Below are 22,023 nucleotides of genomic sequence, written 5' to 3' on the forward strand. Positions count from 1 at the left end.
GTCTCTCCTCAGCTTGCGGGGTCGGGGGTGCGGCGCCGGGCGACATCGCCGGCGGCCAGGTACGCCAGGCCGAACGCGGGCAGCAGGCCGTTGCCCGGCAGGTAGCCGGCAGCTCCGTGGCCGGAGATGCTCGCCGCGGCGCCACCGGCGGCGTACAGCCCGGGGATCGGGCGGTCCTGGGGGTCGACGACGTTGGCGTGCTCGTCGACCAGCAGGCCGCCCTGGGTGTGGAACAGCGCGGGCACGACGCGCACCGCGGCGTAGCGGCCCGACAGCGGACGTTCCCAGTTCGTGCGGCCGTGCTCGTCGTCGCGTTCGCCGCGGGCGATCGCGGCCGCGGTGGCGAGTTCCTCGGTCAGCGCGTCCGGTGGCAGGCCGGTCGCCGTCGCCAGGCCGGCGACGTCGTCGGCCCAGACCAGCGCGCCGGAGGCGACCGTGTCCCGGAAGTCCTGGAACGGCTGGCACTGCTCGAAGATCGTCTCGTCGAGCACGATCCAGCCGGTCGAGCCGGGACGCGCGGCCAGCTCGGCGGCGTACTCGGAGTAGCCGCGGGTCTCGTTGCCGAAGCGGCGGCCTTCGAGGTCGACCAGGACCGCGCCGTGGATGATCGTCGCCCAGCCGACGAGCGTCCCGGCGTTGGCCGCGACGGCGCCGTGGCCCTGGTACGCATCGAGGAACCCGGTGGCGGCGCCCAGTTTCCCGCCGATGCGCAACGCGTCGCCGAGCGACTGGTCACTCCCGTGGTACAACGCCCCGGCGATCTCCGGCAGGTGCCGTTCGACGAGGTCCGCGTCGGCGCCGAAGCCGTTGGTGGCCAGCAGGACCGCCCGGGTCGGGATCTCCTCCTCGGTCCCGTCCGGGTACCGGACGACGACCGCGCGGACACCGTCCACATCGGACAGAACGTCGGTCAGCCGGGCGGGCGCGAGCAGTTCGACGTTCTCGTGCTCGGTCACGCGCCGGGCGAGGTGGTCGATGACGCCGGAGCCGTGCCGGCCCGGGATCGAGTGGCAGCGGGGCACGGCGTGGCCGGGGTAGGTGAAGTCCGTGACCAGCGACAACGGCAGCCCGGCGGAGTCCGCGAGCCACTCGACCAGCGGGGCGCTCACCTCGGCCAGCGTCCGGGCCAGCCGTGGGTCGGCCTGCCCGTGCGTCTTGGCCATGATGTCGGCGACGAACTTCTCGGGTGAGTCGTCCACGCCCTCCGACGCCTGCCAGCGGGAGCCGGCGCCGGGGAACATCGCCGTGGACATCGAGGTGTTGTTGCCGCGCCGGAAGTGCTCACTCGCCTCGACCACGAGGACGGAGAGCCCGAGTTCGGCCGCGCGCAGGGCCCCGGCGAGGCCGCCGCCCGCGCCGGCGACGACGAGGTCGGGTCCGTCGGTCACGGCTGCTCCTCGACGGCCAGCAGCCGCATCGCCAGCGCCGTCGGGTCGACGATCCGCGCGGGCAGGTCGGCGGGTTCGACGTCGACGGCCGAGCAGCCGTTGATCACCGCCGTCGCCCCCAGCTCCGCCAGCTCGCGCACGGCGGTGCCGAGCGCGGCGTTCCAGGTCTCGGTCTCGGCGATCGCGGAGAACGGCAGGTCCAGCACGCGGATCCCGGCCAGGTACTCGGTCAGCCGGTAGGCGGCGATGCGCTTCGAAAACTCTTCGGCGATCGCCTCGTTGCGCACGACCGCGCCGAAGCGGACGCCCTTGGCGGCCAGGTAGGTGGCCGACAGCTTGAGCAGGCCGTGCACCGGCAACGCGGGTTCGGCGACGGCGTCGGGCACCGCCGGGTCCAGCACGCAGTCCGGGAAGGCCAGGTCCCAGCCGTCACCGGCGGCCGCGAGCACGGCGGCGACGGCGTTCTCCGAGACGCGCATGGACGCGTCCGTGTCCAAGGTCTTCGGGGCCGCCGGGCCGACGTCCCGCAGCTCGATCTCCAGGCCCGGCGGCGCGAGCCGGTCGTACCGCTCCTGGCGCCGCCGGATCTCCTCGGGCGGCAGGTGGATGGGCGTCACCGCGAGGGCACGCATCAGCTCAGCTCCTTCTCGTCGGTCCCGGCCAGCTCGCGCAGCGCCGCGCCGACGCGGGACAGGCCGGGCAGGTCATGGCCCAGCGCCGCGGCCCGTTGCACGACGTGCGCGGGCAGCCAGGACTCGAGCAGACCGGCCAGGTCGGGCTCGGTCAGCGGGTGGTGGTCGGCGTCGCCGACCGGGTTGGGCACCTCGCGGGTCAGCGAGGCGCCGTCGTCGAAGGCGATGGTCACGCGGGCGGCGCGCTCGTCCGGGAGCCGTGCGGTGAGGTCGGCCGCCTCGACCAGGCGTACGCGGCTCGCCAGGGCCCGCACGTCGGCGTCGTCGAGCGGGCTGGCCGGCCCGACCTCGCCGGTCAGTGCGGCGGTCGCCACCACGAACGGCGTCGAGAACATCGCCGAGAGCCGGTTGGACCAGTCCACATCGGACAGTCCGGCGCCCAGGACGTGGGTCTCCACCAGGACGTGCGTGATCCCGTTGGCCCGGAACGCCGGGTGCGCGCGCAGTTCGAGCACGGCGTCGGCGGCGGGGTGGGTGAAGGAGCACGACGCGTGCCGCTTGAAGTAACCCCGCGAGATATCCCAGCGCGTGCCGAGGTCCGCGGTCAGCTCGGCCGGCTCGAACTCGCCCAGCACCGTGCCGAGGGAGAGCGCGGCCGTGCCGGTGGTGCGGGCCATCCCGGCCACGGCCATCCGGGCGGCGGCGAGCCCGGACGTCGCCGAGGCGCCCAGCCACGCGTTGCGCACCGGGTTGCCCTGAGTCGCCGAGTCGAAGTGCCCGGCGATGCTCATCCCGGCCGCGGTGTCGATCGCGGCCGCGGCCGCGCCCGGTGGGAGACCGAGCAGGCGGGCGCACCCGGCCGCCGCGCCGGGGACACCCCAGCTGCCGTGCGGGTGCGCGCCCGCGCGCAACGTGGTCGCGCGGCCGAACCGCGCGGCGACCTCGTAGGCGGCCAGCAGCGCCGCCGCCGTGTCCGCGCCCGTGCTGTCCAGTTCGGCCGCCAGCGCCAGCACCGCGGGGAACCCGTGGGCGGCGGGGTGGCCCTTGGCGTACTTGTGGCCCTCGTCCAGCTCCAGCGAGACGAGCGCCACGGCGTTGAGCCAGGCCGCCGCGTCCGTCGTCACCAGCCGGCCACCGCCGATCAGCGGCGCCGGTCCGGGTGGCGCGTTCCAGGCGTCGGCCAGCGCCCGCTGTTCCGGCAGAGAAGCACCCAATGCGGTGACGCCGACGACGTCGAGCAGGACGAGGGAAAGCCGGTCCAGCACCGCGGCCGGGACACTCGTGACGTCCAGTTCGGACACCCACGCGCCGAGGTCCGCGGTGGCGGAAGCCGCTCGTTCACGGTTCACAGTCCCAGGTACGCCTTCCTGACCCGGTTGTCGCCGGCGAGCGCGGCGCCGGTGCCCTCCAGCACCGTCGACCCGCTTTCCAGCACGTACGCGCGGTCCGCGATGGCCAGCGCCTGCTTCGCGTTCTGCTCGACCAGCAGCACCGCCACCCCGCTGTCCCGGATCCGCCGCACCGCCTCCAGCACGGTCCAGGTCAGTTTCGGCGAAAGCCCGGTCGACGGCTCGTCGAGCATCAGCAGCCGCGGCCCGGCCATCAGCGCGCGACCGATCGCGAGCATCTGCTGCTGGCCGCCGCTGAACGTCTGCGCGGTCTGCGTCCGGCGCTCGGCGAGCACCGGGAACAGCTCGTAGACCTCGGCCAGCGACGTCGCGGCCTGCGCGGGCGTGCGGGTCCACGCGCCCATCCGCAGGTTCTCCTCGACGGTCAGCGTGCCGAACAGCGCCCGGTCCTCGGGCACGTGCACCAGGCCGTCACGCACCAGCTGGTCCGGGCGGCGACCGGCGGTCGGCGCGCCGTCGAGCGTGATGGTGCCCGACAACGGCTTGAGCTGGCCGCAGATGCTCCGCAGCGTTGTGGTCTTGCCGGCGCCGTTCGCGCCGACGAGCGCGACGATCTCGCCGGCGTCGAGGCGCAGGTCGACGTCGTGCAGGATCCGCATCCGGCCGTACCCGGCGCACACCTTCTCAAGCGTCAGCACGGGTCGGCTCCTCACCCAGGTAGGCGTCGATGACGCGCGGGTCGCTGGTGACCTCGGCGGGCGAGCCGACGGCCAGCACGCGGCCCTGGTCGAGCACGAGCACCCGGTCGGCCAGCCGCATCACCGCGGCCATGATGTGCTCGATGAACACCAGCGTGACGCCCTCCTGCTCACGCAGGCCGGCGAGCAGGTCGAGCACCGGCTCGCGCTCAGCCGGGACCAGTCCGGCGAGCACCTCGTCGAGCAGCAGCACCTTCGGCCGCGTCGCCAGCGCGCGGGCAAGTTCGAGGCGCTTGAGCCCGGCGGTCGGCAGGTCGGTCGCGGCGCGGTGGGCCCACGGCCCGAGGCCGACGCGCTCGACGACGTCCAGGGAGTGCTCCCGCAGCGCCTTCGCGCCGAGCCGGTGGTGCTGCGCGGCCAGGCTGACGTTCTGCGCCACCGTCATGCTCGCGAACGGCCGCATCAGCTGGAACGTGCGCACCATCCCGGCGCGCGCGATCCGGTCGGGCGCGCGGCCGGTGACGTCGTCGCCCGCCAGCCGCACCCGCCCGGTGTCCGGCGACAGCGCCCCGGAGATCACGTTGAACAGCGTGGTCTTGCCCGCGCCGTTGGGCCCGATGACGCCGAGGATCTCGCCTTCGGCCACCTCGACGTCCACATCGGACAGTGCGTGCACGCCGCGGAACGCCTTGCCGACGCCGCTCACCTCGACGATGCTCATCGTCGCCACCTCGCCGCGAGAGTGCCGACGATCCCCTTGGGCAGTAACCGCACGATGAGGATCACGAGCACGGCGTACAGCACGACGTCCAGGCCGCTGCGGCCCTGCAGGAAGTCCAGGAAGCCCGGTGGCGTGCGCAACAGCGTCGCGGTGACGTCGGTGAGCGAGCCGATGATGATCGCGCCGACCACCGGGCCCCACACCGTGCCGATGCCGCCGATGACGACGGGCACGATCGCCTGGATCGAGATGGCCGAGCCGAACCCGAGATCGGGGTTCACGAACAGGTAGTACTGCGTGTAGAACGCGCCGGCCACGGCGGTGATCGCGGCCGACAGCGCGACCGTCATCAGCTTGTGCCGCAGCACCGGGGCGCCGAGGGACGCGGCGGCCAGTTCGTCGTCGCGGATGGCCGTGACGTACCGGCCGGCGCGGGAGTGCAGGAAGCCGATGCTGATCGCGACCGCCGCCCCGGCCAGGAAGAGCGCCACCCAGAAGTACGCGGGCGAGTCGGCCGGGAACTGGATCTGCCACAGCGACGAGCCCTGGATCAGCGGCACGCTGTAGCCGACGGACTTGTTGGCGAACGCGCTGCTCGTGACGATCAGCCGCAGCATCTCCGCGAACGCGAAGGTGGCCAGCGCGAAGTACGCGCCTTGCAGCTTGTAGCGGAAGGAGAAGTAGCCGATGACCACCGCGACCGCGGCGGCCACCGCCATCCCGGCCAGCATCCCGATCCACGGCGACACGTTGTGCTTCACCAGCAGGTACGCGCTGGTGTAGGCACCGAGGCCGAAGTAGGCGGCGTGCCCGAAGCTGAACATCCCGCCGAAGCCGCTCATGATGTTCCAGCCGACGGCCATCAGCAGGAAGATCAGGATCCGCACGGCGACCGCGCCCTGCGCGGCGGGCAGGATCAGCGGCAGCGGGATCGCGACCACCACGAGGATGGCGAGGATCGCGAACTGCCGGTTCTGCGGCCGCAACGGCGGTGCTTTGACGACGTCCGCGTTGCTCGGCGGGGCGATCGTGATCGTGCCGACAGCGGATGATTCGCTTGCAAGCTCGCTCATGCGCGCCTCCCGAACAGACCCTGCGGGCGGAGGAACAGCACCAGCACGAACACCACGAACACGCCGAGCAGGGAACTCTGGCCGCCGAGGTAGATCGTCGTGAGCTGTTCGACCAGCCCGATCAGCAGGCCGCCGACGAGCGCGCCCGCGACGTTGCCCATGCCGCCGAGCACCACGACGACGAACGCGGTGATGTTGAACTGGTCCCCCAGCGTCGGCGTCACGGTGACGAGCGGGCCGGCGAGCACCGCCGCGGCCCCCGCGCACGCCGTGCCGATCGCGAAGGTCAGCGTGTGCATCCGGCGGACGTTGATGCCGACCAGTGCCGCGCCCGGAGCGTTCGCGGCGACCGCGCGGATCGCCGTGCCCAGCCGGGTGCGCCGCAGCAGCCAGTACAGCAGCCCGCCGAGCACGACGGCACCGAGGAACGCGTAGAGCCGCGAGCCCGCGACCACCGCGCCCAGCAGCGAAAACTGGAAGTCTCCGGGCAGCGTGATGGTCTTGGGCTCGGCGCCGAAGAACATCTGCAGCCCGTTCTCCAGCAGCAACGACAGGCCGAGCGTGATCAGCAGCTGGTTCTCCAGCGACCGGCCGCCCGCCCCGGACAGCAGGCCGCAGTGCACGGCCGCGCCGAGCAGGAACAGCACGGGGACGGCCACGACGATCGTGAGGTACGGGTGCAGTCCGGTGGCCTGCACCACGCCGAAGGAGATGAACATCGCGACCGCGAGGAACGCGCCGTGGGCGAAGTTCACGATGTCGAGCACGCCGAAGATCAGCGTCAGCCCCATCGCGATCAGGCCGTAGAGCCCGCCGGTCAGGATGCCGGTGACCACCGACTGCCAGACGACCAGGCCGCTGCCGGACTGCAGCAGCGCGACGACGACCGCGAGCACGAGGATCGCGGCGACGATGCCGGCGCGGCGGAGGAAACCCTTGTCCACCTGGGCTTTCCGGTCGGGAGGTGCGGTTTCGGGGACGACGGGCGCCCCGGTGTCGAGTTCGGTCATGGGCGCCACGCCACCCTGTAGTCGGGCCGGGATTCGGCTTTTTCGGGGGGATAGACCTGCTGGACGCGCCCGTCCCGGACCTGCATCAGCACCGGGAAGGCGTTGCGGTTGTCGCCGTTGGGGGCGAACTGGATCGGCCCGCGACCGACGGTCAGCGGCGACACCTGGGCGGCGGCGATCGCGTCCCGGACCTTCTCCAGGTCGGTGCTGCCGGCCTGCTCGACGCCGTGCGCGATCACCTGGACCGCGTCGTAGGACAGGACCGCGCCGGTGCGCATCGGGTCGCCGTACTGCTTCTGGTACTGCTCGCGCAGCGCGACGGTCTCGGGGTTGGTCGCGTCGTAGTGGTAGTTGGTGCTGAAGTAGAGGTTGCCGAGCGCGGCCGCGTCGGTGACGAACTTCGGCTGGTCGTACGCGCCGTTCGAGACGCCCCAGACCGCGTTGAGGTCCGGTTTCACCGAGGCGATCGCCTTGGCCGCCAGCAGGCTGTCGCGGTAGTAGCCCGCGACGGCCAGCACGTCCGCGCCGGACGCCTTGACCTGGGTGATCTGCGCGGTCAGGTCGCTGACGGTGGTGGCGTCGTAACTGATGTTCGGCCCCACGCCGATGCCGAGCTGCTTCGCGGCCGCGGTGAAGGCGTCGGCCGCACCGCTGCCGAAGTCGCTCTGCTCGTGCAGGAACGCGACCTTGCGGACGGGCTTCCCGGCCTGCTCCGAAACCGCTTTCAGGTACTGCGCGGCGGCGGTCGCGATCGCGTTGCTGCCCGGCTGGACGCGGAACGAGTACTGGTAACCGTGGGCGAAGATCGCGTCGGAAGCGGTCACGTCCATCACGAACGGCACCCGGTTGCGTTCGGCCACGACGGCGACGTTGGTGCTCACGGCGCTCTGGTAGGTGCCGACCAGGCTCACCGCGCCGGCCGAGATCAGCCGCTGCGCCTCGCTCTGGCCGATGTCGGCCTTGCCCTGGGTGTCGCCGGTGACCAGCTCGACCTTGCGGCCGTCGAGCGACTTGATGCCGCCGGCCGCGTTGATCGCGTCGACCGCCAGCTGCGCGCCGCGGCGCATCTGCAGGCCGTCGACCGCGTTCGAGCCGCTGACCGGGTGCAGCGCGCCGATCTTCACCGGGCCCTCGTCCCGCCCCGAGGCCGCGCCGCCGGCCCCCATCGGCGCCGAGCCCCCGCACCCGGTCGCGAGCAGGGCGCACGCGCCGAGCGCCGCGACGAGTTTTCGTGCGGACATGTCACCTCTTCCCACTGGAAGGGCTGTCGTTCCGCTAAGCGAAACGCCAGATTTGTTGTCGGTCATCGTGACACCCGGCCCGACGTCTGGTCAACATCTGCGCATAACTTGACGTACGCGCGTGATCAGTGCGAACTTGGGGAACACGGAGAGACGTCACCACGAAACACGACGTTCACAGTTGTTCCCCCCGGCGAAACGGGCATCCATTCCCGGGCCGCCGGACGAGAAAGGCAGGTACGCCCCATGACGGGCGCTTTGTCAGGGATCCGGGTGCTCGACACCGCCACCCTGTTCGCCGGCCCGCTGGCCGCGACGCTGCTGGGCGACTTCGGCGCCGAGGTGATCAAGATCGAGCACCCGAAGGGCGACCCCGTCCGCAGCCACGGCGCGCAGCGTGACGGCGTCGGCCTCTGGTGGAAGATGCTCGGCCGCGGCAAGAAGGCGATCACGCTCTACCTCGGCTCCCCCGAGGGCCAGGAGATCTTCAAGAAGCTGGTGGCCGACGCCGACGTCGTCGTGGAGAACTTCCGCCCGGGCACGCTGGAGCGCTGGGGCCTGGGCTACGACGTCCTGCGCGAGATCAACCCCGGCCTGGTGCTCACGCGCGTGACCGGGTTCGGCCAGGTCGGCCCGTACGCCAAGCGCCCCGGCTTCGGCACGCTCGCCGAGGCGATGAGCGGGTTCGCCGCGATCACCGGCGAGCCCGACGGCCCGCCGACGCTGCCGCCGTTCGGCCTGGCCGACGGGATCGCCGCGCTGACCACCGCCTACGCCGTGCTGACGGCGCTGCGGGCGCGCGACCAGACCGGCCGCGGCCAGGTCGTCGACCTCGCCATCATCGAGCCCATCCTCACCCTGCTCGGGCCGCAGATCATCGCCTACGACCAGCTCGGCACGCTGCAGCCGCGCACCGGCAACCGGTCCACGAACAACGCGCCGCGCAACACCTACCGCACCCGTGACGGCAGCTGGGTCGCCATCTCCACCAGCGCCCAGTCCATCGCCGAACGCGTGATGCGGCTGGTCGGGCGCCCGGAGCTGATCGACGAGCCGTGGTTCGCGTCCGGCTCGGAGCGCGCGCAGCACGCCGACCTGCTCGACGACGCCGTCGGCTCGTGGATCGCCGACCGCGACCGCGACGACGTCGTCAAGGCGTTCGAGGAGGCCCAGGCCGCCGTCGCGCCGATCTACACCGCCGCCGATGTGATGGCCGACCCGCAGTTCGCCGCGCTGAACAGCATCGCGACGGTCGAGGACGACGAGCTGGGGCCGGTGAAGATGCAGAACGTGCTGTTCCGGCTGTCGGAGACGCCCGGGCACCTCACCTCGGCCGGGGCGCCGCTCGGCGCGCACACCGCCGAGGTCCTCGGCCGCTACGGCGTCGGCGAGCCGGAACTGGCCGCGCTGCGCGAAAAAGGCGTCATCAAGTGATCCGCAGCTGGCTCTACGTCCCGGGCGACCGGCCGGACCGGATCACGAAGGCCCTGGCCGGCCCGGCGGACGCCGTCATCATCGACCTCGAGGACGCCGTCGCCGCGGCCGCGAAGGACGACGCCCGGCGGAACGTGCTGGCCGCGCTGGGCGACGGCGCGACCGCGTTCGTCCGGATCAACGCGCCGGGCACCCCGGCCGGTGAGGCCGACATCGCGGCGCTGGCACCACGGGCCCCGGCCGGTGTGCGGGTGCCCAAGTGCGAGGACCCGGGCGAGCTGCGCCGCGTCGCCGACGCGCTCGGCGTGCCGGTGTACCCGGTGCTGGAATCGGCGCTGGGCGTGGAGAACGCGCTGGTCATCGCCACCGCGCACCCGCTCGTCGCCGGGATCTCCCTCGGTGAAGCCGACCTCGCCGCGGATCTGCGCGTCGCCGGCGGGGACGCGCTGACCTGGCCGCGGTCCCGGGTGGTCGTCGCCGCGCGGGCGGCCGGGCTGCCGAGCCCGGTGCAGAGCGTCTGGACCGCCGTGCGCGACCTCGACGGCCTGCGCGCGAGCACCGAAGCCGGGCGGCGGGCCGGGTTCTTCGGGCGGTCGGTGATCCACCCCGCCCAGATTCCCGTGGTGCACCAGGCTTTCGCGCCCGACCCGGCCGAGACGGCGTGGGCGAGCGAGCTGCTCGACCGGCTCTCGGAGGCCGGGACGGCCGCCTGGATCGACCACAACGGACAGTTCGTCGACGCCGCGATCGTGGCGCGCGCCCGGTGGGTGCTCGCGCTCGCGGAGGCGGAAGAAAAGGAAGGCCAGCACTCATGACACGACCCCAGGATCCGCTGCTGTCGGCGATCGCCGGCGGGGTCCGGCTGATCGAGCTCGGGCAGCCGTTCTTCACCGGCATGCCCTGCTCGCCGAACCACCCCGGGTTCCGGATGACGCTGATCCGCCGCCACGGCGACATGCGCCGCCCGGACGGCGGGTCGGCCGCCAACGAGATCATCGTGACCGGCGGGCACGTCGGCACCCACATCGACGCGCTCTCGCACGTCAGCCACGACGGCAAGCTCCACGGCGACGTCGACGCCGCCGAGGCCCAGCAAGGCGGCGTGTTTCGCACGCACGGCGCGGAAAACCTGCCCGGTCTGCTGCGGCGCGCGGTGCTGCTGGACGTCGCCGCGGTGCACGACGTCCCCACGCTGGAGCCGGGGTACGGCGTCACGGCCGAGGACCTGGACGCGGCGGCGAAGCGCGCCGGAACCGAGCCGGGCACGGGCGACGTCGCGCTGATCCGCACCGGCTGGGCCCGGAACTTCGACGACGCGACGACGTACATGGGCAAGGAGACCGGCGTCCCCGGCGCGACGACGTCGGCGGCGGAGTGGCTGGCGGCGCGCGGCGTCGTCGCGACCGGCGCGGACACCACGGCCTACGAGCAGATCCCGGCCGGGGCCGGGCACGCCGTGCTGCCGGTGCACCGGATCCTGCTGGTCGAGTCGGGCATCTTCATCCTGGAGCACCTGAACCTGGAGGCCGTCGCGGCCGAAGGCCGGCACGAGTTCGTGTTCGTGCTGGCGCCGCTGCGGATCGTCGGCGGCACCGGCTCCCCCGTGCGTCCCCTCGCGGCGGTGACGGCGTGAGCGCGACGATCGTCCAGCAGCTGGCCGCGTTCGCGACGTCGGTGCGGGCCAAGGGCCTGCCGCCGGAGCTGCGGGACGACGCCGCGCGGCGCGTCCTCGACGTCCTCGGCAACAGCCTGGCCGCGACGTCGGAGCGGCCCGCGGCCGCCGTCGGCGCGCTGGTCCGGGAGTGGGGCGGCACCGGCCGGGCCACGGCGATCGGCACCGGCGACCGGCTGCCAGAACCGAGCGCGGCGCTGCTGAACGGCACCCTCGCGCACTCGCTCGACTTCGACGACACGCACTTGCCGTCGGTGCTGCACCCGTCGGCGACGGTGGTGCCGGCCGCACTGGCCGTCGCGGAGTCGCGCGGGGCGACCGGGGCCCAGCTGCTCGACGCGATCGGCGTCGGCGTCGAGATCACCGTCCGGCTCGGGATGGCGGGCTACGACGAGGAGCTGGGCAACTCCGTGTTCTTCGAACGCGGCCTGCACGCGACGGCGATCTGCGGTGCTCTCGGCGCGGCGGCGGCCGCGGCGATGCTGTCCGATGTGGACTCAGAGGGGATCGCGGACGCCATCGGCATCGCGGCCAGCATGGGCTCGGGCCTGCTGGAGGCGAACCGCACGGGCGGCACGGTGAAGCGGATCCACTGCGGCTGGGCGGCCCACGCCGCGGTGACGGCAGCGGGCCTGGCGCGTCACGGCATCACCGGCCCGCCGACCGTCCTCGAAGGCCGGTTCGGCCTGCTGCAGGCGTTCTGCGGCGATCAGTCCGATGTGGACGCGATCGTCGACGGCCTCGGCGAGCGCTGGGAGCTGCCGGGGATCTTCTTCAAGCCGTACCCCTGCAACCACTTCACGCACGCGGGCATCGACGCGGCCCGGCGGCTGCGTTCGCTGGGTGTCGACCCGGCCGAGATCGTCGCTCTGGAGCTGGGCGCGCCGACGTCGGTGCTGCGCACGATAGCCGAGCCGCGTGAAGACAAGATCCGCCCGAAGTCCGGGTACCACGCGGCGTTCTCGGGCCCGTACACGGTGGCGGCGGGCCTCCTGGGCGGCAGCGGGCTGGGCGTCTTCCACGACGACTTCACCGACGAGGCCGCGGCGGACCCGGCACGCCTGGCCCTGGCGGCGAAGGTGGAGTGCATCCCGGACGCGAGGTGCGACGAGATCTTCCCCCACCAGTTCCCGGCGGTCCTGCGGGTACGCCTGCGCGACGGCCGCGAGCTGGAGGAACGAGTGGACGCCAACCGCGGCGGCCCGCAAAACCCGCTGTCGGCGGAAGAGCTGGCAACGAAGTTCCGCCTGAACGCGGCCCGAGTGCTCCCGGAGGAGGTCAGCACGCGCGTCACCGAGCTGACGTACGGCCTGGCGGAGCTGGCCGACCTCGGCGAACTGACCACACTCCTGCGCACCTGACGGTCGTGAGTGTTTAGGGCGGTTAGAACCGCCCTAAACACTCACGACGGGTCTGGGTGAGCGCCAGCCGAGCGCCGGGGCCACGTGGGTCAGGATGCTTTCCAGCACGTGGACGTTGTAGTCGACGCCGAGCTGGTTCGGGATGGTCAGCAGCAGCGTGTCCGCGGCCTGGACGGCTTCGTCCTCCTTCAGCTCGCGGATCAGCTCGTCCGGCTCCGCGGCGTACGAGCGGCCGAAGATCGCGCGGGTGTTCTCGTCGATCATGCCCACCTGGTCGCGCGAGTTCCGGTCGCGGCCGAAGTAGGCGCGGTCGAGGTCGTTCGTCAGCGCGAAGATGCTGCGGCTGACCGACACCCGCGGCTCCCGCGCGTGGCCGGCTTCCTTCCACGCCTCGCGGTAGACCTCGATCTGCTTGCGCTGCTGGACGTGCAGCGGCTCGCCCGTCTCGTCGTCCTTCAGCGTGGAGCTCTGCAGGTTCATGCCCAGCTTCGCGGCCCAGACGGCCGTCGCGTTCGAGCTCGAACCCCACCAGATGCGCTCGCGCAGGCCCTCGGAGTGCGGCTCGAGCCGCAGCAGGCCCGGCGGGTTGGCGAACATCGGACGCGGGTTCGGCTGCGCGAACCCCTCGCCTTCGAGCAGCTTGAGGAAGACCTCGACGCGCTCCCGGGCCATGTCGGCTTCGGTCTCGCCCTCGGCCGGGGAGTACCCGAAGTAGCGCCAGCCCTCGATCACCTGCTCGGGGGATCCCCGGCTCACGCCGAGCTGGAGCCGCCCGCGCGAGATGAGGTCGGCGGCGCCGGCGTCCTCGACCATGTACAGCGGGTTCTCGTAGCGCATGTCGATCACGCCGGTGCCGATCTCGATCTTCGACGTCCGCGCGCCGATCGCCGAGAGCAGCGGGAACGGGCTGCCCGCCTGCCGCGCGAAGTGGTGCACGCGGAAGTACGCGCCGTCGACGCCCAGCTCCTCGGCCGCGACCGCCAGGTCGATCGACTGGTGCAGGAAGTCGGCGGCCGACCGGGTCTCGGAGTGCGCGCTCGCCGACCAGTGGCCGAACGAGAGGAAACCAATCTTCTTCACGCAGGTCCAAGCGTTCGAGAGCCCGGTTTGATTCCCCCGGGTAACCTGCGTCGCATGACTCGTGACGCCGAGACCCGCGCCCGGATCGAGGAGCACTGGACGGCCTCCGAGCGCGGGGACGTCGACACCGAGCACGCGATCTACGCCGTCGACGCGGTCCTCGACTACCCCCAGTCCGACGAGCGTTTCCGAGGCCGCGCCAAGATCCAGGCGCAACGTGGCGGCCACCCCGCCGAGCGGCACTTCACCATCGGCCGGATCTCCGGCGGCGGCGACTTCTGGGTCAGCGAGTGCGTGATCACCTACGACGGCGCGGCCACCCATTCGGTGAGCGTCATGGAGTTCACCGGCGGGTTCGTGACGCACGAGACGCAGTACTTCGCCGACCCGTTCCCGGCGTCACCCGCCCGGGCCGAGCTGGCCGAGCCCATCCCGGGCCGCGGCTGACGTCCGGGCCCGGACGTGGGCGCGTTCGCCCTGCGGTCCGAACAGGACGAGCGTCTCGACGGCCCGGCCGTCGGCCGAGCCGAGCCAGTGCGGCAGCGCCGTGTCGAACTCGGCGGCCTCGCCGGCGGGCAGGACCAGGTCGCGGTCGCCGAGCACCAGCCGCAGCCGGCCGTCGAGGACGTAGACCCACTCGTAGCCGCCGTGCGTCTGCGGTGTCGGCTCGGCGGGTTCGCCGCGAGCCGGGATGAGCATCTTGAACGCCTGCAGTCCGCCGGCCCGGCGGGTCAGCGGCACGAACGTCATGCCGTGGCGGCGGATCGGCCGCAGGTGGATCCGCGGGTCGCCGGTGCGGGGCGCGCCAACCAGGTCGTCCAGCGGGACGCCGTAGGTGCGCGCCAGCGGCAGGAGCAGCTCCAGGGTGGGCCGGCGGCCGCCGCTTTCCAGCCGGGACAACGTGCTCTCCGAGATCCCGGTCGCCGCCGTCAGGTCGGCCAGGGTGAACCCGCGTTGCCGGCGCAGCACGCGCAGCCGCGGACCGACCGCGTCCAGGACCTCGTCGTCGATGTCGGCCATGATCGCCATCTTGCCGGAACGGCAAGTTTTCGTGCTCCCGGCGGCACCGCCGGGTGACGGTGGTGGCATGAACGTACGTTTCTGGGACTTCCACCACCGGACCCCGCAGGCGGACCGGGTGAACCCGCTGCTCGCCGAGGTCGCCGGCCCGCTGCCCACCGGTGACGCGCTGGACCTGGGCTGCGGCGCCGGCGGCGACGCGCTCTGGCTGGCCCGCCGGGGGTGGCGGGTGACGGCCGTCGACCTGTCCGGCGTCGCCGTCGAATCCCTGCGGGACCGGGCCGAGGGCCTGCCCGTGACGGCGGTGCGCGTCGACCTGGCCGAGGCGTTCCCCGAGGGCACTTTCGACCTCGTTTCCGCGCAGTACCTGCACACGCCGTTCCCGCTGCCGCGTGAGCGGGTGCTGCGCCGGGCCGCCGAGGCACTGCGGCCCGGCGGGCGGCTGCTGGTCGTCGACCACGGGTCCGCCGCGCCGTGGTCGTGGAGCCGTGAGGCGGGCGTCCGGACCACGCTCGACCTCGACCCGGCGCGGTGGTCGGTCGAGCGCGCGGACAGTCCCGAGCGCCTGGCGACCGGGCCCGCCGGCGAGACCGCGACCGTCACCGACCACATGCTGCTCGTCCGGCGGACGCGATGACGCGCGACGCCGGGCCACCGGCCACCGGGGCCGCGGAAGTGCAGGTGCTGGTGGGTTTCCTCGACTACCTGCGCGCCGCGGTGGCCGCCAAGGCCGAGGGCGTGCCCGAACCGCAGGTCCGCTCCCCCGGCGTCGCGTCGGGCACGAACCTGCTCGGCCTGGTCAAGCACCTCACGCACGTCGAGGCCCACTGGCTGCTCGGCGTCGCCGTCACCGACTGGCCGGCGACCTTCCGGCCGAAGCCGGCCGAGACCGCCGGGGAGATCCTCGCCGCCTACCGCGCGACCACGGCGCGGGCGAACGCGGTGATCGCCGGCTGGGACGACCTCGGTGCGCCGGGGCCACGCCGCGCGTCACGGCGCTGGACGTTGACCCATCTGGTCGAGGAGACCGGCCGCCACGCCGGGCACGCCGACATCCTGCGCGAGCTCGCCGACGGCACGACCGGCCGTTGAGCCTTGTGGTCCGGACCACACCACCCCTACGGTCGGAAACTCACCGGCAACACTGGAGGGTCCCGTGCGGGTGTTCGGCGCAGTCCTGATGGTGAGCGCGCTCCTGCTGTCCGGGGCCGCCGCGGCGGACGCGAGCCCGTCGCCGATCACCTGGGGCGCCTGTCCCGAGGACCCGGACAGCCCCACGCCACCGGACGGCGAGTGCGGCACGCTGCGGGTGCCGCTCGACTGGAACCGGCCCCACGGCCCGTCGATCGACCTGGCGGTGGCCCGGCACCGGGCCACCGACCCGGCGCACCGGATCGGCGTGCTGCTGGCCGACGCCGGCGGTCCTGGCACCTCGGGCGCGGAGTTCGCGCTGGCCACGAGCTTCTTCAGCCCGGAGGTCCGGGCGCGGTTCGACACCGTGGGCTTCGACGTGCGGGGCACCGGCCGCAGCGCGTTCATCCGGTGCGACGACACGACCGTCCCGCCGAGCGACGAGCCCGCGAACCGGGCGGAGTTCGACGCCCTGCGCCAGTACAGCCGGCAGGAGGTCGCGGACTGCCGGGCCGGCAACCTGCCGGTCTTCGACCACGCCGACACCGCCGTCAACGCCCAGGACATGGACGCGCTCCGCCGGGCGCTGGGCGAGGAGAAGATCAGCTTCCAGGGCATGTCCTACGGCACGCTGCTCGGCCAGCAGTACGCCGAGAAGTACGGCGAGCACGTGCGCGCGCTGGTGCTGGACAGCTCCATCGACCACAGCGTCGACCTCCGGCACTTCGTGGGCGACCGCGCCACCGCCGCGGACGAGCTGTTCGGGCAGTTCACCGCGTGGTGCGACCGGACGGAAACCTGTGCCCTGCACGGCCAGGACGTCCGGGCGACCTGGGAGCGGGCCTTCGCCAATGCCGGGACATCGTTGCGCGACCTGGTGTTCTCCGATATGTACGGCCCGAACTGGGACGACGTGGCGCAGCTGATCGCCGACGCGGCCGCCGGCCGGCCGCCGATGACGGCCCGGTTCGAGTACAACTACCGGTCGATCCGGCTGGCCGTGGTCTGCCAGGACTTCGACCTCCGGATCCGGGACTTCGCGCAGTATTCGGCGGTGCGCGCCGAAGAGCTGCGCCGGGGGCCGATCATGCGCGGCAGCACGCTGGGCCACGACGAGGCGACCGCGTGCCTCGGCGTCGCCGGCCCGCCCGCGAACCCGCCGCACCGGCTGGACATCGCGCGGGCGCCCCAGGTCCTGCTGCTGAACGCCCGCTACGACCCGGCGACGCCGTACGCCTGGGCGCGCAACATTCACCGCCAGGCGCCGGCGAACACCACGCTGCTTACCTACGAAGGCTCGGGTCACGTCGTCTACCCGCGCAACACCTGCACGCGGTCGGCGGTCGACGACTACCTGCTGACACTGAAGACGCCGCGACACGACGTCAGCTGCCCGGCCTGATCGGTCATTCCGGGCGGCAGGCGTGGTCGCACGGCGCCTCGGCGTTCGCGATGACGGTGTCGAGCTTGTCCCGGGCCCGCGCCAGCTCGGTCAGCTGCCGGTCGATGCGCTCCCGTTCGGCGACGAGCATGTCGAGCGCCTCGGGCGTCGTCTTCCCGGTCTCGACGCACGGCAGGATCGTGAGGATCGACTTGCTGGACAGCCCCGCGGCGTAGAACTGCTGGATCAGCCAGACCAGGTCGGCCCCGCGGTCGGAGTAGTGGCGGTGGCCGCCGGAGCTGCGTTCCGGCACGAGCAGGCCCTGCTCCTCGTAGTACCGCAAGGCCCGGACGCTCACGCCCGCCTTCGCGGCCAGTTCCCCGATCCGCATCGCCGCTCCCTCCCGGAGTGATCTGCCGCACTCGACGTTGAACCTCACGTCCACGTGAGGTTCTAGCGTAACAGGGAACCTCACGAAGGAGAGCGATTCCTGTGACGCACACCCTGTCCCGCCCGCTCGTGCTCGGCGACCTCACCGTCCCGAACCGCGTCGCGATGGCGCCGATGACCCGCGCCCAGTCACAGAGCGGCGTACCGACCGAGCAGCTCGCCGCCTACTACGCCCGGCGCGCGGCCGGCGGCACCGGGCTGATCATCACCGAGGCCAGCTACGTCGGGCACCCGTCGTCCGGCGAGCACGACCAGGTGTCACGCCTCTACGGCGACGCGGCCCTGGCCGGCTGGACCCGGGTCGTCGACGCCGTCCACCAGGCCGGCGGCGTGATCTTCCCCCAGCTCCAGCACGTCGGGATGACCCGCAAGGGGGCCGCGGTGCCGCACCCGGACGCGCCCGCGATCGGCCCGTCCGGCGTGCCCGTGTCCGGGGACGGCAGCCCCGGCGAGCCGGGCCGGACGATGACGCAGGGCGACATCGACGACGTCGTCCGGGCGTTCGCCGAGGCCGCCGTCACCGCCGAGCGGCTCGGCTTCGACGGCGTCGAACTGCACGGCGCCCACGGCTACCTGATCGACCAGTTCCTCTGGGCGGGCACCAACCACCGCACCGACGCCTACGGCGGCGACCTGCGCGCCCGGACCCGGTTCGCCGCCGAGGTCGTCGGCGAGATCCGCCGCGCGGTGTCCCCCGGTTTCCCGATCGTCGTGCGGCTGTCCCAGTGGAAGATGAACGACTTCACCGCCCGGATCGCCGAGAGCCCCGAAGAGTTCGGCGTCATCCTCGGCGCGCTGGCCGACGCGGGAGCGGACGCCTTCCACGCGTCGACCCGCCGCTACTGGCAGCCGGCCTTCGACGGCTCGGACCTCAACCTCGCGGGCTGGGCCAAGAAGCTGACCGGCAAACCGGCCATCACGGTCGGCTCGATCGGCCTGGACACCGAGTTCACGTCGAGCGCCTCGGCGTCCGCGACCGGCATCAAGGACGTCCTGCACCGCTTGGAGGCCGACGAGTTCGACATGATCGCCGTCGGCCGCCCATTGCTGGGGGACCCGGAGTGGGCGACGAAGATCGTGACCGGCCGCGAGGAGGCCATCACGCCGTTTTCACCCGCGGCACTGGGCGTACTGCACTAGCCGGCGCGGGTTGTTTCGCGGACGCTGCTGCCGCCGAGCGCCCGGCTCCGCGCGCTCGGGTTCGGTCGCCGAGCCGGGCGTACTGCACTAGCCGACAGGCGCCCCGATGGTGGTGAAGGTGCTGAGCGTGCCAAGGCCGTCCTTCCGGCCGCGGTGGCCGGTGAGCGCTTGGTTGCGCGCGTCCGGGTTCGGTGCCGCCGAGTTGATCATCGGCGGGCCGATCGGGTCCTCGATCTCCGAGAACGTGTTCTCGTGCATGACGTCTCGCTTTCTCGGCCGATGCTCAGTCGGTGCGCACGCTGATGGTGGTGGTTTGGATGAGCGTGCCGAGGCCGTCCTTGCGAACCCGGCGGCCGGTGAGGGCCTGGTTGCGCGCATCCGCGCCGGGCAGCCCCGAGGTGATCATCGGCGGGCCGATCGGGTCTTCGAACTCCGGGACCGTGTTCTCGTGCATGACGTCCTGCCCTTCCGGGGTCGCGATCAGGAACGTCTCGCACACGCCTGCGGGCCGCGGGCGGTTGAGCCGCGCAGCAAGGCCACACCCGGATGGCGTAACGCGGGTCGGCGCGCCGAGGGGGAGGGAGCGCGCCGACCCGCGGGCACGACGCTACCGAGTACCGGCGCCGTCCGCGCGCTGTTCGGCCAATTTCGTGGTCCGGAGCCGCTTCGGCTCCTTGTTCGGGAAGTGGATCAGGTCAGCGCAGCGGCTCGAGCGCCTTCGCCAGCGGCTCGAGCACGGCCGGGGTGTGCGGCGGCGGCAAGTAGACGATCGCCAGGTCGAGGCCGGCTTCGCCGAGGGCTTCGGCTTCGGCGGCGACCTTGGCGTAGTCGGCGTCCGGGCCGAGCCGGACGTGCGAGGACAGCGTGATCTCGCCCGGGTCGCGGCCGATGTCCGCGCAGTGGCGGTGCAGCACCTCGCGCTTGTGGGCGAACTCCTCGGGCGTGCCGCCGACGAAGTTCCAGTGCTGGGCGTACTTCGCGGCGGTGCGCAGGGTGCGCTTCTCGCCGCTGCCGCCGATGCAGATGGGCGGGTGCGGCCGCTGCACGCCCTTCGGCTCGTTGCGCGCGTCGGTCAGCTGGTAGTACTGCCCCTGGAACGTCGTGGTCTCCTGGGTCAGCAGCCCGACGAGCACCTCGCAGCCCTCCTCGAACCGGTCGCTGCGCTCCTTGACCGTGCCGAGCTCCATGCCGTACGCGCCGGACTCCTCCTCGTTCCAGCCCGCGCCGATGCCGATCTCCAGCCGGCCGCCGGAGACGATGTCGAGCGTCGCGGCCATGTTCGCGAGCAGCGCGGGGTGGCGGTAGTGGATCCCGCTGACCAGCGTGCCCAGCCGCAGCCGCTTCGTGGCCTGCGCGAGCGCGGTGAGCGTGACCCACCCTTCCAGGCACGGACCGGTCGAATCGGAGAAAATGGGATAGAAGTGGTCGAACGTCCAGCCGGACTCGAACAGCTCGATCTCATCGGCGGCCTGCCACACGGCGAGCATGTCCGCCCAGACGGTGTCCTGGGGCGAGGTCTTGATGGCGAATCGCATGATCACGAGCGTAACCCTGGAGTTCCTCCAGGGCGGGTCATCGCGGGCGGTCACAGCCGATGCACGGCTTTTGTCGGACCCCGTCGCTAGGCTCCGTCGCGTGACGACGGGGGACGCCGGGTACGGCGACATCGCGAAGGACATGGCCGCGGCGCTGCGCACGGGCGCGGGCGAGCTGTGGTCGGCTGCCACCCTGCAGCTGCGCCACACGGGTGGCTCGGTTTCGTGCACGGCGTGGAGTGACGTGCGGGAGAGCCTGCGCGTCGACTACACGTCGATCGCGCGGCGGCTGTTCGAACGGCCACCGGCGGTGCTGGAGGTCAGGCTGGCCGCCGGCGGCGAGTACGTCTTCACGGCGCGGCCGGACATCGCGGCCGTGTCACCCGGGCGGCTGGTGTTCGACGAGGCGTTCCGCTACCCCGGGCATCCCCTGCCCGGCCTGCCCCGGCCCGCGGTGCCGCCCGGAGCGCCGACGGACCCGGCCGTGCTCGCCGAGGTCACCCGGCTCGCCGGGGAGTTCGCCGAGCTGTACGCCGGGATCAAGGGCGCTCCCCCGCCGTGGCCGTCCGGGCGCACCGAGGCGGACCTGGCCGCCGCCGAGGCGCGGATCGGCGTCCGGCTGCCCGAAGACCTGCGCGCGCTGTACCTGCTGGCGGACGGCGACCCGGAGGAGACCGGGCTGCTGAGCCCGTACTCCTACGACTCCCTCGACCGGCTCGTCGGCAACTACACCGAAGGCGATCCGGGTTCGTACGGCTGGGAAGACGACGTGGAGGACGACGGCGTCGTGTTCGAGACGGTGCCGTTCGGCCGGGTGAAACGCCTGTCCCGCAACGACTCGTGGGTCACCTTCGGCGGCGACCGCGCGATGAACTACCTCGCGGTGGACCTCGACCCGGCCGAGCGGGGCCACGCCGGCCAGGTCCTCGAGTACGGCCGGGACATCTACGGCCCGCTCCGGTACGTGTCGGCGTCGCTGACCGCCATGCTCACCGAGGTCGTCGAGACACTGCGGGCCGGGAAGTACGAGGATCCGGGCGAGCAGTACCTGTTCGCCGAAACCAGCCTCCGCGACGGCGGGGAACGCTCCTACAGCGAGGTCATCTCCAGGGCGTCGGAGCTGAGCCTGCCCGCGGTGGTGGCCGGGCTGCGCGATCCGGAGCTGGTCCAGGAGGTCTACCTCAACGACCCCGCCGACACCGACCTCGCGGTGTTCGAGCCGCTGACGTCGCTGCGGATGCTCAAGGTCAACCGCGCGGCGGCGGTGACCCCGTTGATCGGCGGGCTCGGGGCCCTGGAGTCGCTGCGGATCAGCGGCGGCCGCGTCGATCTCGGCGTCCTGGCCGGGCACCCGGTGCTGTGGGACCTCCAGCTGGAGGAGATCCGGTTGCCGATCGACCTCGCGGTGCTGACCACCCTGCCCCGCCTGACCCGGCTCAACCTGTCCGGCTCGGCGGTGCCGGACCTGGGCCAGGTCTGCGACCTGCCGGAGTTGCGCGTGCTCAAACTGGACGGCGACCAGGTGCGCCGCCTGCTCGACGCGGGCCGCCCGCTGCCCCGGCTCGCCGCGCTGCTCGTCACCGGCCGCACGACACTGCCGGAGATGGCCGAACTGCGTCAAGCCTTCGGTGGCGGCGACTCGACGGGAGAAGTCGTCGAGATCTCCGCCGTCCTGTCCTGAGTGGACGGACACTCACCGGTGTCCGC

At 72.6% G+C, this 22,023-nt stretch carries 24 protein-coding genes; 10 read left to right on the forward strand and 14 right to left on the reverse strand.

What is annotated here, in order from left to right; translation table 11 throughout:
* Nucleotides 1-8 precede the first annotated feature (8 nt).
* Genes OHS58_RS18980 through OHS58_RS19015 form a run of 8 tightly spaced genes read right to left on the reverse strand, consistent with a single transcriptional unit; the run spans nt 9 to nt 8,112 of the window.
* Nucleotides 9-1,388: an FAD-dependent oxidoreductase gene (locus OHS58_RS18980; RefSeq protein WP_328649251.1), complete on the reverse strand. Its 1,380-nt coding sequence runs from the start codon at nt 1,386-1,388 to the stop codon at nt 9-11.
* Nucleotides 1,385-2,020: an aspartate/glutamate racemase family protein gene (locus tag OHS58_RS18985; RefSeq protein WP_328649252.1), complete on the reverse strand. Its 636-nt coding sequence runs from the start codon at nt 2,018-2,020 to the stop codon at nt 1,385-1,387. Before OHS58_RS18985 ends, OHS58_RS18980 begins: the two co-directional genes overlap by 4 nt.
* A complete protein-coding gene (locus OHS58_RS18990) occupies nt 2,020-3,369 on the reverse strand; it encodes an MmgE/PrpD family protein (RefSeq protein ID WP_328649253.1) in 1,350 nt (449 codons plus the stop codon). The genes OHS58_RS18985 and OHS58_RS18990 overlap by 1 nt, the downstream gene beginning before the upstream one ends.
* Complete coding sequence (locus tag OHS58_RS18995; protein WP_326948474.1) at nt 3,366-4,067, reverse strand: ABC transporter ATP-binding protein; 702 nt, start codon at nt 4,065-4,067, stop codon at nt 3,366-3,368. The genes OHS58_RS18990 and OHS58_RS18995 overlap by 4 nt, the downstream gene beginning before the upstream one ends.
* Nucleotides 4,054-4,788: an ABC transporter ATP-binding protein gene (locus tag OHS58_RS19000; RefSeq protein WP_328649254.1), complete on the reverse strand. Its 735-nt coding sequence runs from the start codon at nt 4,786-4,788 to the stop codon at nt 4,054-4,056. Before OHS58_RS19000 ends, OHS58_RS18995 begins: the two co-directional genes overlap by 14 nt.
* Entirely contained in the window at nt 4,785-5,861 is a 1,077-nt protein-coding gene (locus OHS58_RS19005; protein ID WP_326954223.1) for a branched-chain amino acid ABC transporter permease, read from the reverse strand. Before OHS58_RS19005 ends, OHS58_RS19000 begins: the two co-directional genes overlap by 4 nt.
* Entirely contained in the window at nt 5,858-6,871 is a 1,014-nt protein-coding gene (locus OHS58_RS19010) for a branched-chain amino acid ABC transporter permease (protein WP_328649255.1), read from the reverse strand. The genes OHS58_RS19005 and OHS58_RS19010 overlap by 4 nt, the downstream gene beginning before the upstream one ends.
* The gene (locus tag OHS58_RS19015; protein ID WP_328649256.1) at nt 6,868-8,112 is read right to left on the reverse strand and encodes an ABC transporter substrate-binding protein; all 1,245 of its coding nucleotides are present in this window, start codon (nt 8,110-8,112) and stop codon (nt 6,868-6,870) included. Before OHS58_RS19015 ends, OHS58_RS19010 begins: the two co-directional genes overlap by 4 nt.
* Before the next feature lie 246 nt (nt 8,113-8,358).
* Here OHS58_RS19015 and OHS58_RS19020 point away from each other — a divergent pair, with 246 nt between their 5' ends.
* The 4 genes from OHS58_RS19020 to OHS58_RS19035 are packed head-to-tail and all read left to right on the forward strand — an operon-like array spanning nt 8,359 to nt 12,579.
* The gene (locus tag OHS58_RS19020; RefSeq protein WP_328649257.1) at nt 8,359-9,546 is read left to right on the forward strand and encodes a CaiB/BaiF CoA transferase family protein; all 1,188 of its coding nucleotides are present in this window, start codon (nt 8,359-8,361) and stop codon (nt 9,544-9,546) included.
* Nucleotides 9,543-10,361 carry an HpcH/HpaI aldolase/citrate lyase family protein gene (locus OHS58_RS19025; RefSeq protein WP_328649258.1) on the forward strand — a complete coding sequence of 273 codons (819 nt, stop codon included), beginning with the start codon at nt 9,543-9,545 and terminating at the stop codon, nt 10,359-10,361. The genes OHS58_RS19020 and OHS58_RS19025 overlap by 4 nt, the downstream gene beginning before the upstream one ends.
* Nucleotides 10,358-11,179, forward strand: a complete 822-nt coding sequence (locus tag OHS58_RS19030; RefSeq protein ID WP_328649259.1) for a cyclase family protein — start codon at nt 10,358-10,360, stop codon at nt 11,177-11,179. Before OHS58_RS19025 ends, OHS58_RS19030 begins: the two co-directional genes overlap by 4 nt.
* Nucleotides 11,176-12,579 (forward strand): MmgE/PrpD family protein, encoded by a 1,404-nt coding sequence (locus OHS58_RS19035; protein WP_328649260.1) that lies wholly within the window; start codon nt 11,176-11,178, stop codon nt 12,577-12,579. The genes OHS58_RS19030 and OHS58_RS19035 overlap by 4 nt, the downstream gene beginning before the upstream one ends.
* Before the next feature lie 33 nt (nt 12,580-12,612).
* Here the strand turns inward: OHS58_RS19035 and OHS58_RS19040 are convergent, their stop codons facing one another.
* Nucleotides 12,613-13,659 carry an LLM class flavin-dependent oxidoreductase gene (locus OHS58_RS19040; protein ID WP_328649261.1) on the reverse strand — a complete coding sequence of 349 codons (1,047 nt, stop codon included), beginning with the start codon at nt 13,657-13,659 and terminating at the stop codon, nt 12,613-12,615.
* A gap of 54 nt (nt 13,660-13,713) precedes the next feature.
* On the opposite strand from OHS58_RS19040, the gene OHS58_RS19045 reads away from it, so the two are divergent.
* On the forward strand, nt 13,714-14,106 hold the full coding sequence (locus OHS58_RS19045; protein WP_328649262.1) for a nuclear transport factor 2 family protein: 393 nt from the start codon (nt 13,714-13,716) through the stop codon (nt 14,104-14,106).
* Here OHS58_RS19045 and OHS58_RS19050 read toward each other — a convergent pair.
* A complete protein-coding gene (locus OHS58_RS19050; RefSeq protein ID WP_328649263.1) occupies nt 14,059-14,679 on the reverse strand; it encodes a helix-turn-helix domain-containing protein in 621 nt (206 codons plus the stop codon). The two genes, OHS58_RS19045 and OHS58_RS19050, sit on opposite strands and share 48 nt — an antisense overlap.
* Nucleotides 14,680-14,746: 67 nt before the next feature.
* On the opposite strand from OHS58_RS19050, the gene OHS58_RS19055 reads away from it, so the two are divergent.
* The 3 genes from OHS58_RS19055 to OHS58_RS19065 all read left to right on the forward strand — a co-directional run bounded on the left by OHS58_RS19055 (nt 14,747) and on the right by OHS58_RS19065 (nt 17,212).
* Nucleotides 14,747-15,316 carry a class I SAM-dependent methyltransferase gene (locus OHS58_RS19055; RefSeq protein WP_328649264.1) on the forward strand — a complete coding sequence of 190 codons (570 nt, stop codon included), beginning with the start codon at nt 14,747-14,749 and terminating at the stop codon, nt 15,314-15,316.
* Nucleotides 15,313-15,771: a DinB family protein gene (locus OHS58_RS19060; protein WP_328649265.1), complete on the forward strand. Its 459-nt coding sequence runs from the start codon at nt 15,313-15,315 to the stop codon at nt 15,769-15,771. Before OHS58_RS19055 ends, OHS58_RS19060 begins: the two co-directional genes overlap by 4 nt.
* 64 nt (nt 15,772-15,835) lie before the next feature.
* Nucleotides 15,836-17,212, forward strand: a complete 1,377-nt coding sequence (locus tag OHS58_RS19065; RefSeq protein ID WP_328649266.1) for an alpha/beta hydrolase — start codon at nt 15,836-15,838, stop codon at nt 17,210-17,212.
* Nucleotides 17,213-17,216: 4 nt separating this feature from the next.
* Here OHS58_RS19065 and OHS58_RS19070 read toward each other — a convergent pair whose 3' ends face one another.
* Nucleotides 17,217-17,582, reverse strand: a complete 366-nt coding sequence (locus OHS58_RS19070) for a MerR family transcriptional regulator (RefSeq protein ID WP_328649267.1) — start codon at nt 17,580-17,582, stop codon at nt 17,217-17,219.
* Nucleotides 17,583-17,683: 101 nt separating this feature from the next.
* Here OHS58_RS19070 and OHS58_RS19075 point away from each other — a divergent pair, with 101 nt between their 5' ends.
* Complete coding sequence (locus OHS58_RS19075; RefSeq protein WP_328649268.1) at nt 17,684-18,781, forward strand: oxidoreductase; 1,098 nt, start codon at nt 17,684-17,686, stop codon at nt 18,779-18,781.
* 87 nt (nt 18,782-18,868) lie between these two features.
* On the opposite strand, the gene OHS58_RS19080 is transcribed toward OHS58_RS19075, so the two are convergent.
* From OHS58_RS19080 to OHS58_RS19090, 3 genes are all read right to left on the reverse strand, one after another.
* Complete coding sequence (locus tag OHS58_RS19080; RefSeq protein ID WP_328649269.1) at nt 18,869-19,039, reverse strand: hypothetical protein; 171 nt, start codon at nt 19,037-19,039, stop codon at nt 18,869-18,871.
* Nucleotides 19,040-19,064: 25 nt separating this feature from the next.
* On the reverse strand, nt 19,065-19,280 hold the full coding sequence (locus tag OHS58_RS19085) for a hypothetical protein (protein ID WP_328649270.1): 216 nt from the start codon (nt 19,278-19,280) through the stop codon (nt 19,065-19,067).
* A 196-nt stretch (nt 19,281-19,476) separates the two neighbouring features.
* Nucleotides 19,477-20,316 (reverse strand): LLM class F420-dependent oxidoreductase, encoded by an 840-nt coding sequence (locus tag OHS58_RS19090; protein ID WP_328649271.1) that lies wholly within the window; start codon nt 20,314-20,316, stop codon nt 19,477-19,479.
* 100 nt (nt 20,317-20,416) lie between these two features.
* Between OHS58_RS19090 and OHS58_RS19095 the strand changes: the two genes are divergently transcribed.
* Nucleotides 20,417-21,997 carry an SMI1/KNR4 family protein gene (locus OHS58_RS19095; RefSeq protein WP_328649272.1) on the forward strand — a complete coding sequence of 527 codons (1,581 nt, stop codon included), beginning with the start codon at nt 20,417-20,419 and terminating at the stop codon, nt 21,995-21,997.
* Nucleotides 21,998-22,023: the final 26 nt, after the last annotated feature.

The organism is Amycolatopsis sp. NBC_00348 (assembly GCF_036114655.1).
In the GTDB taxonomy this organism is placed as follows: Bacteria; Actinomycetota; Actinomycetes; order Mycobacteriales; family Pseudonocardiaceae; genus Amycolatopsis.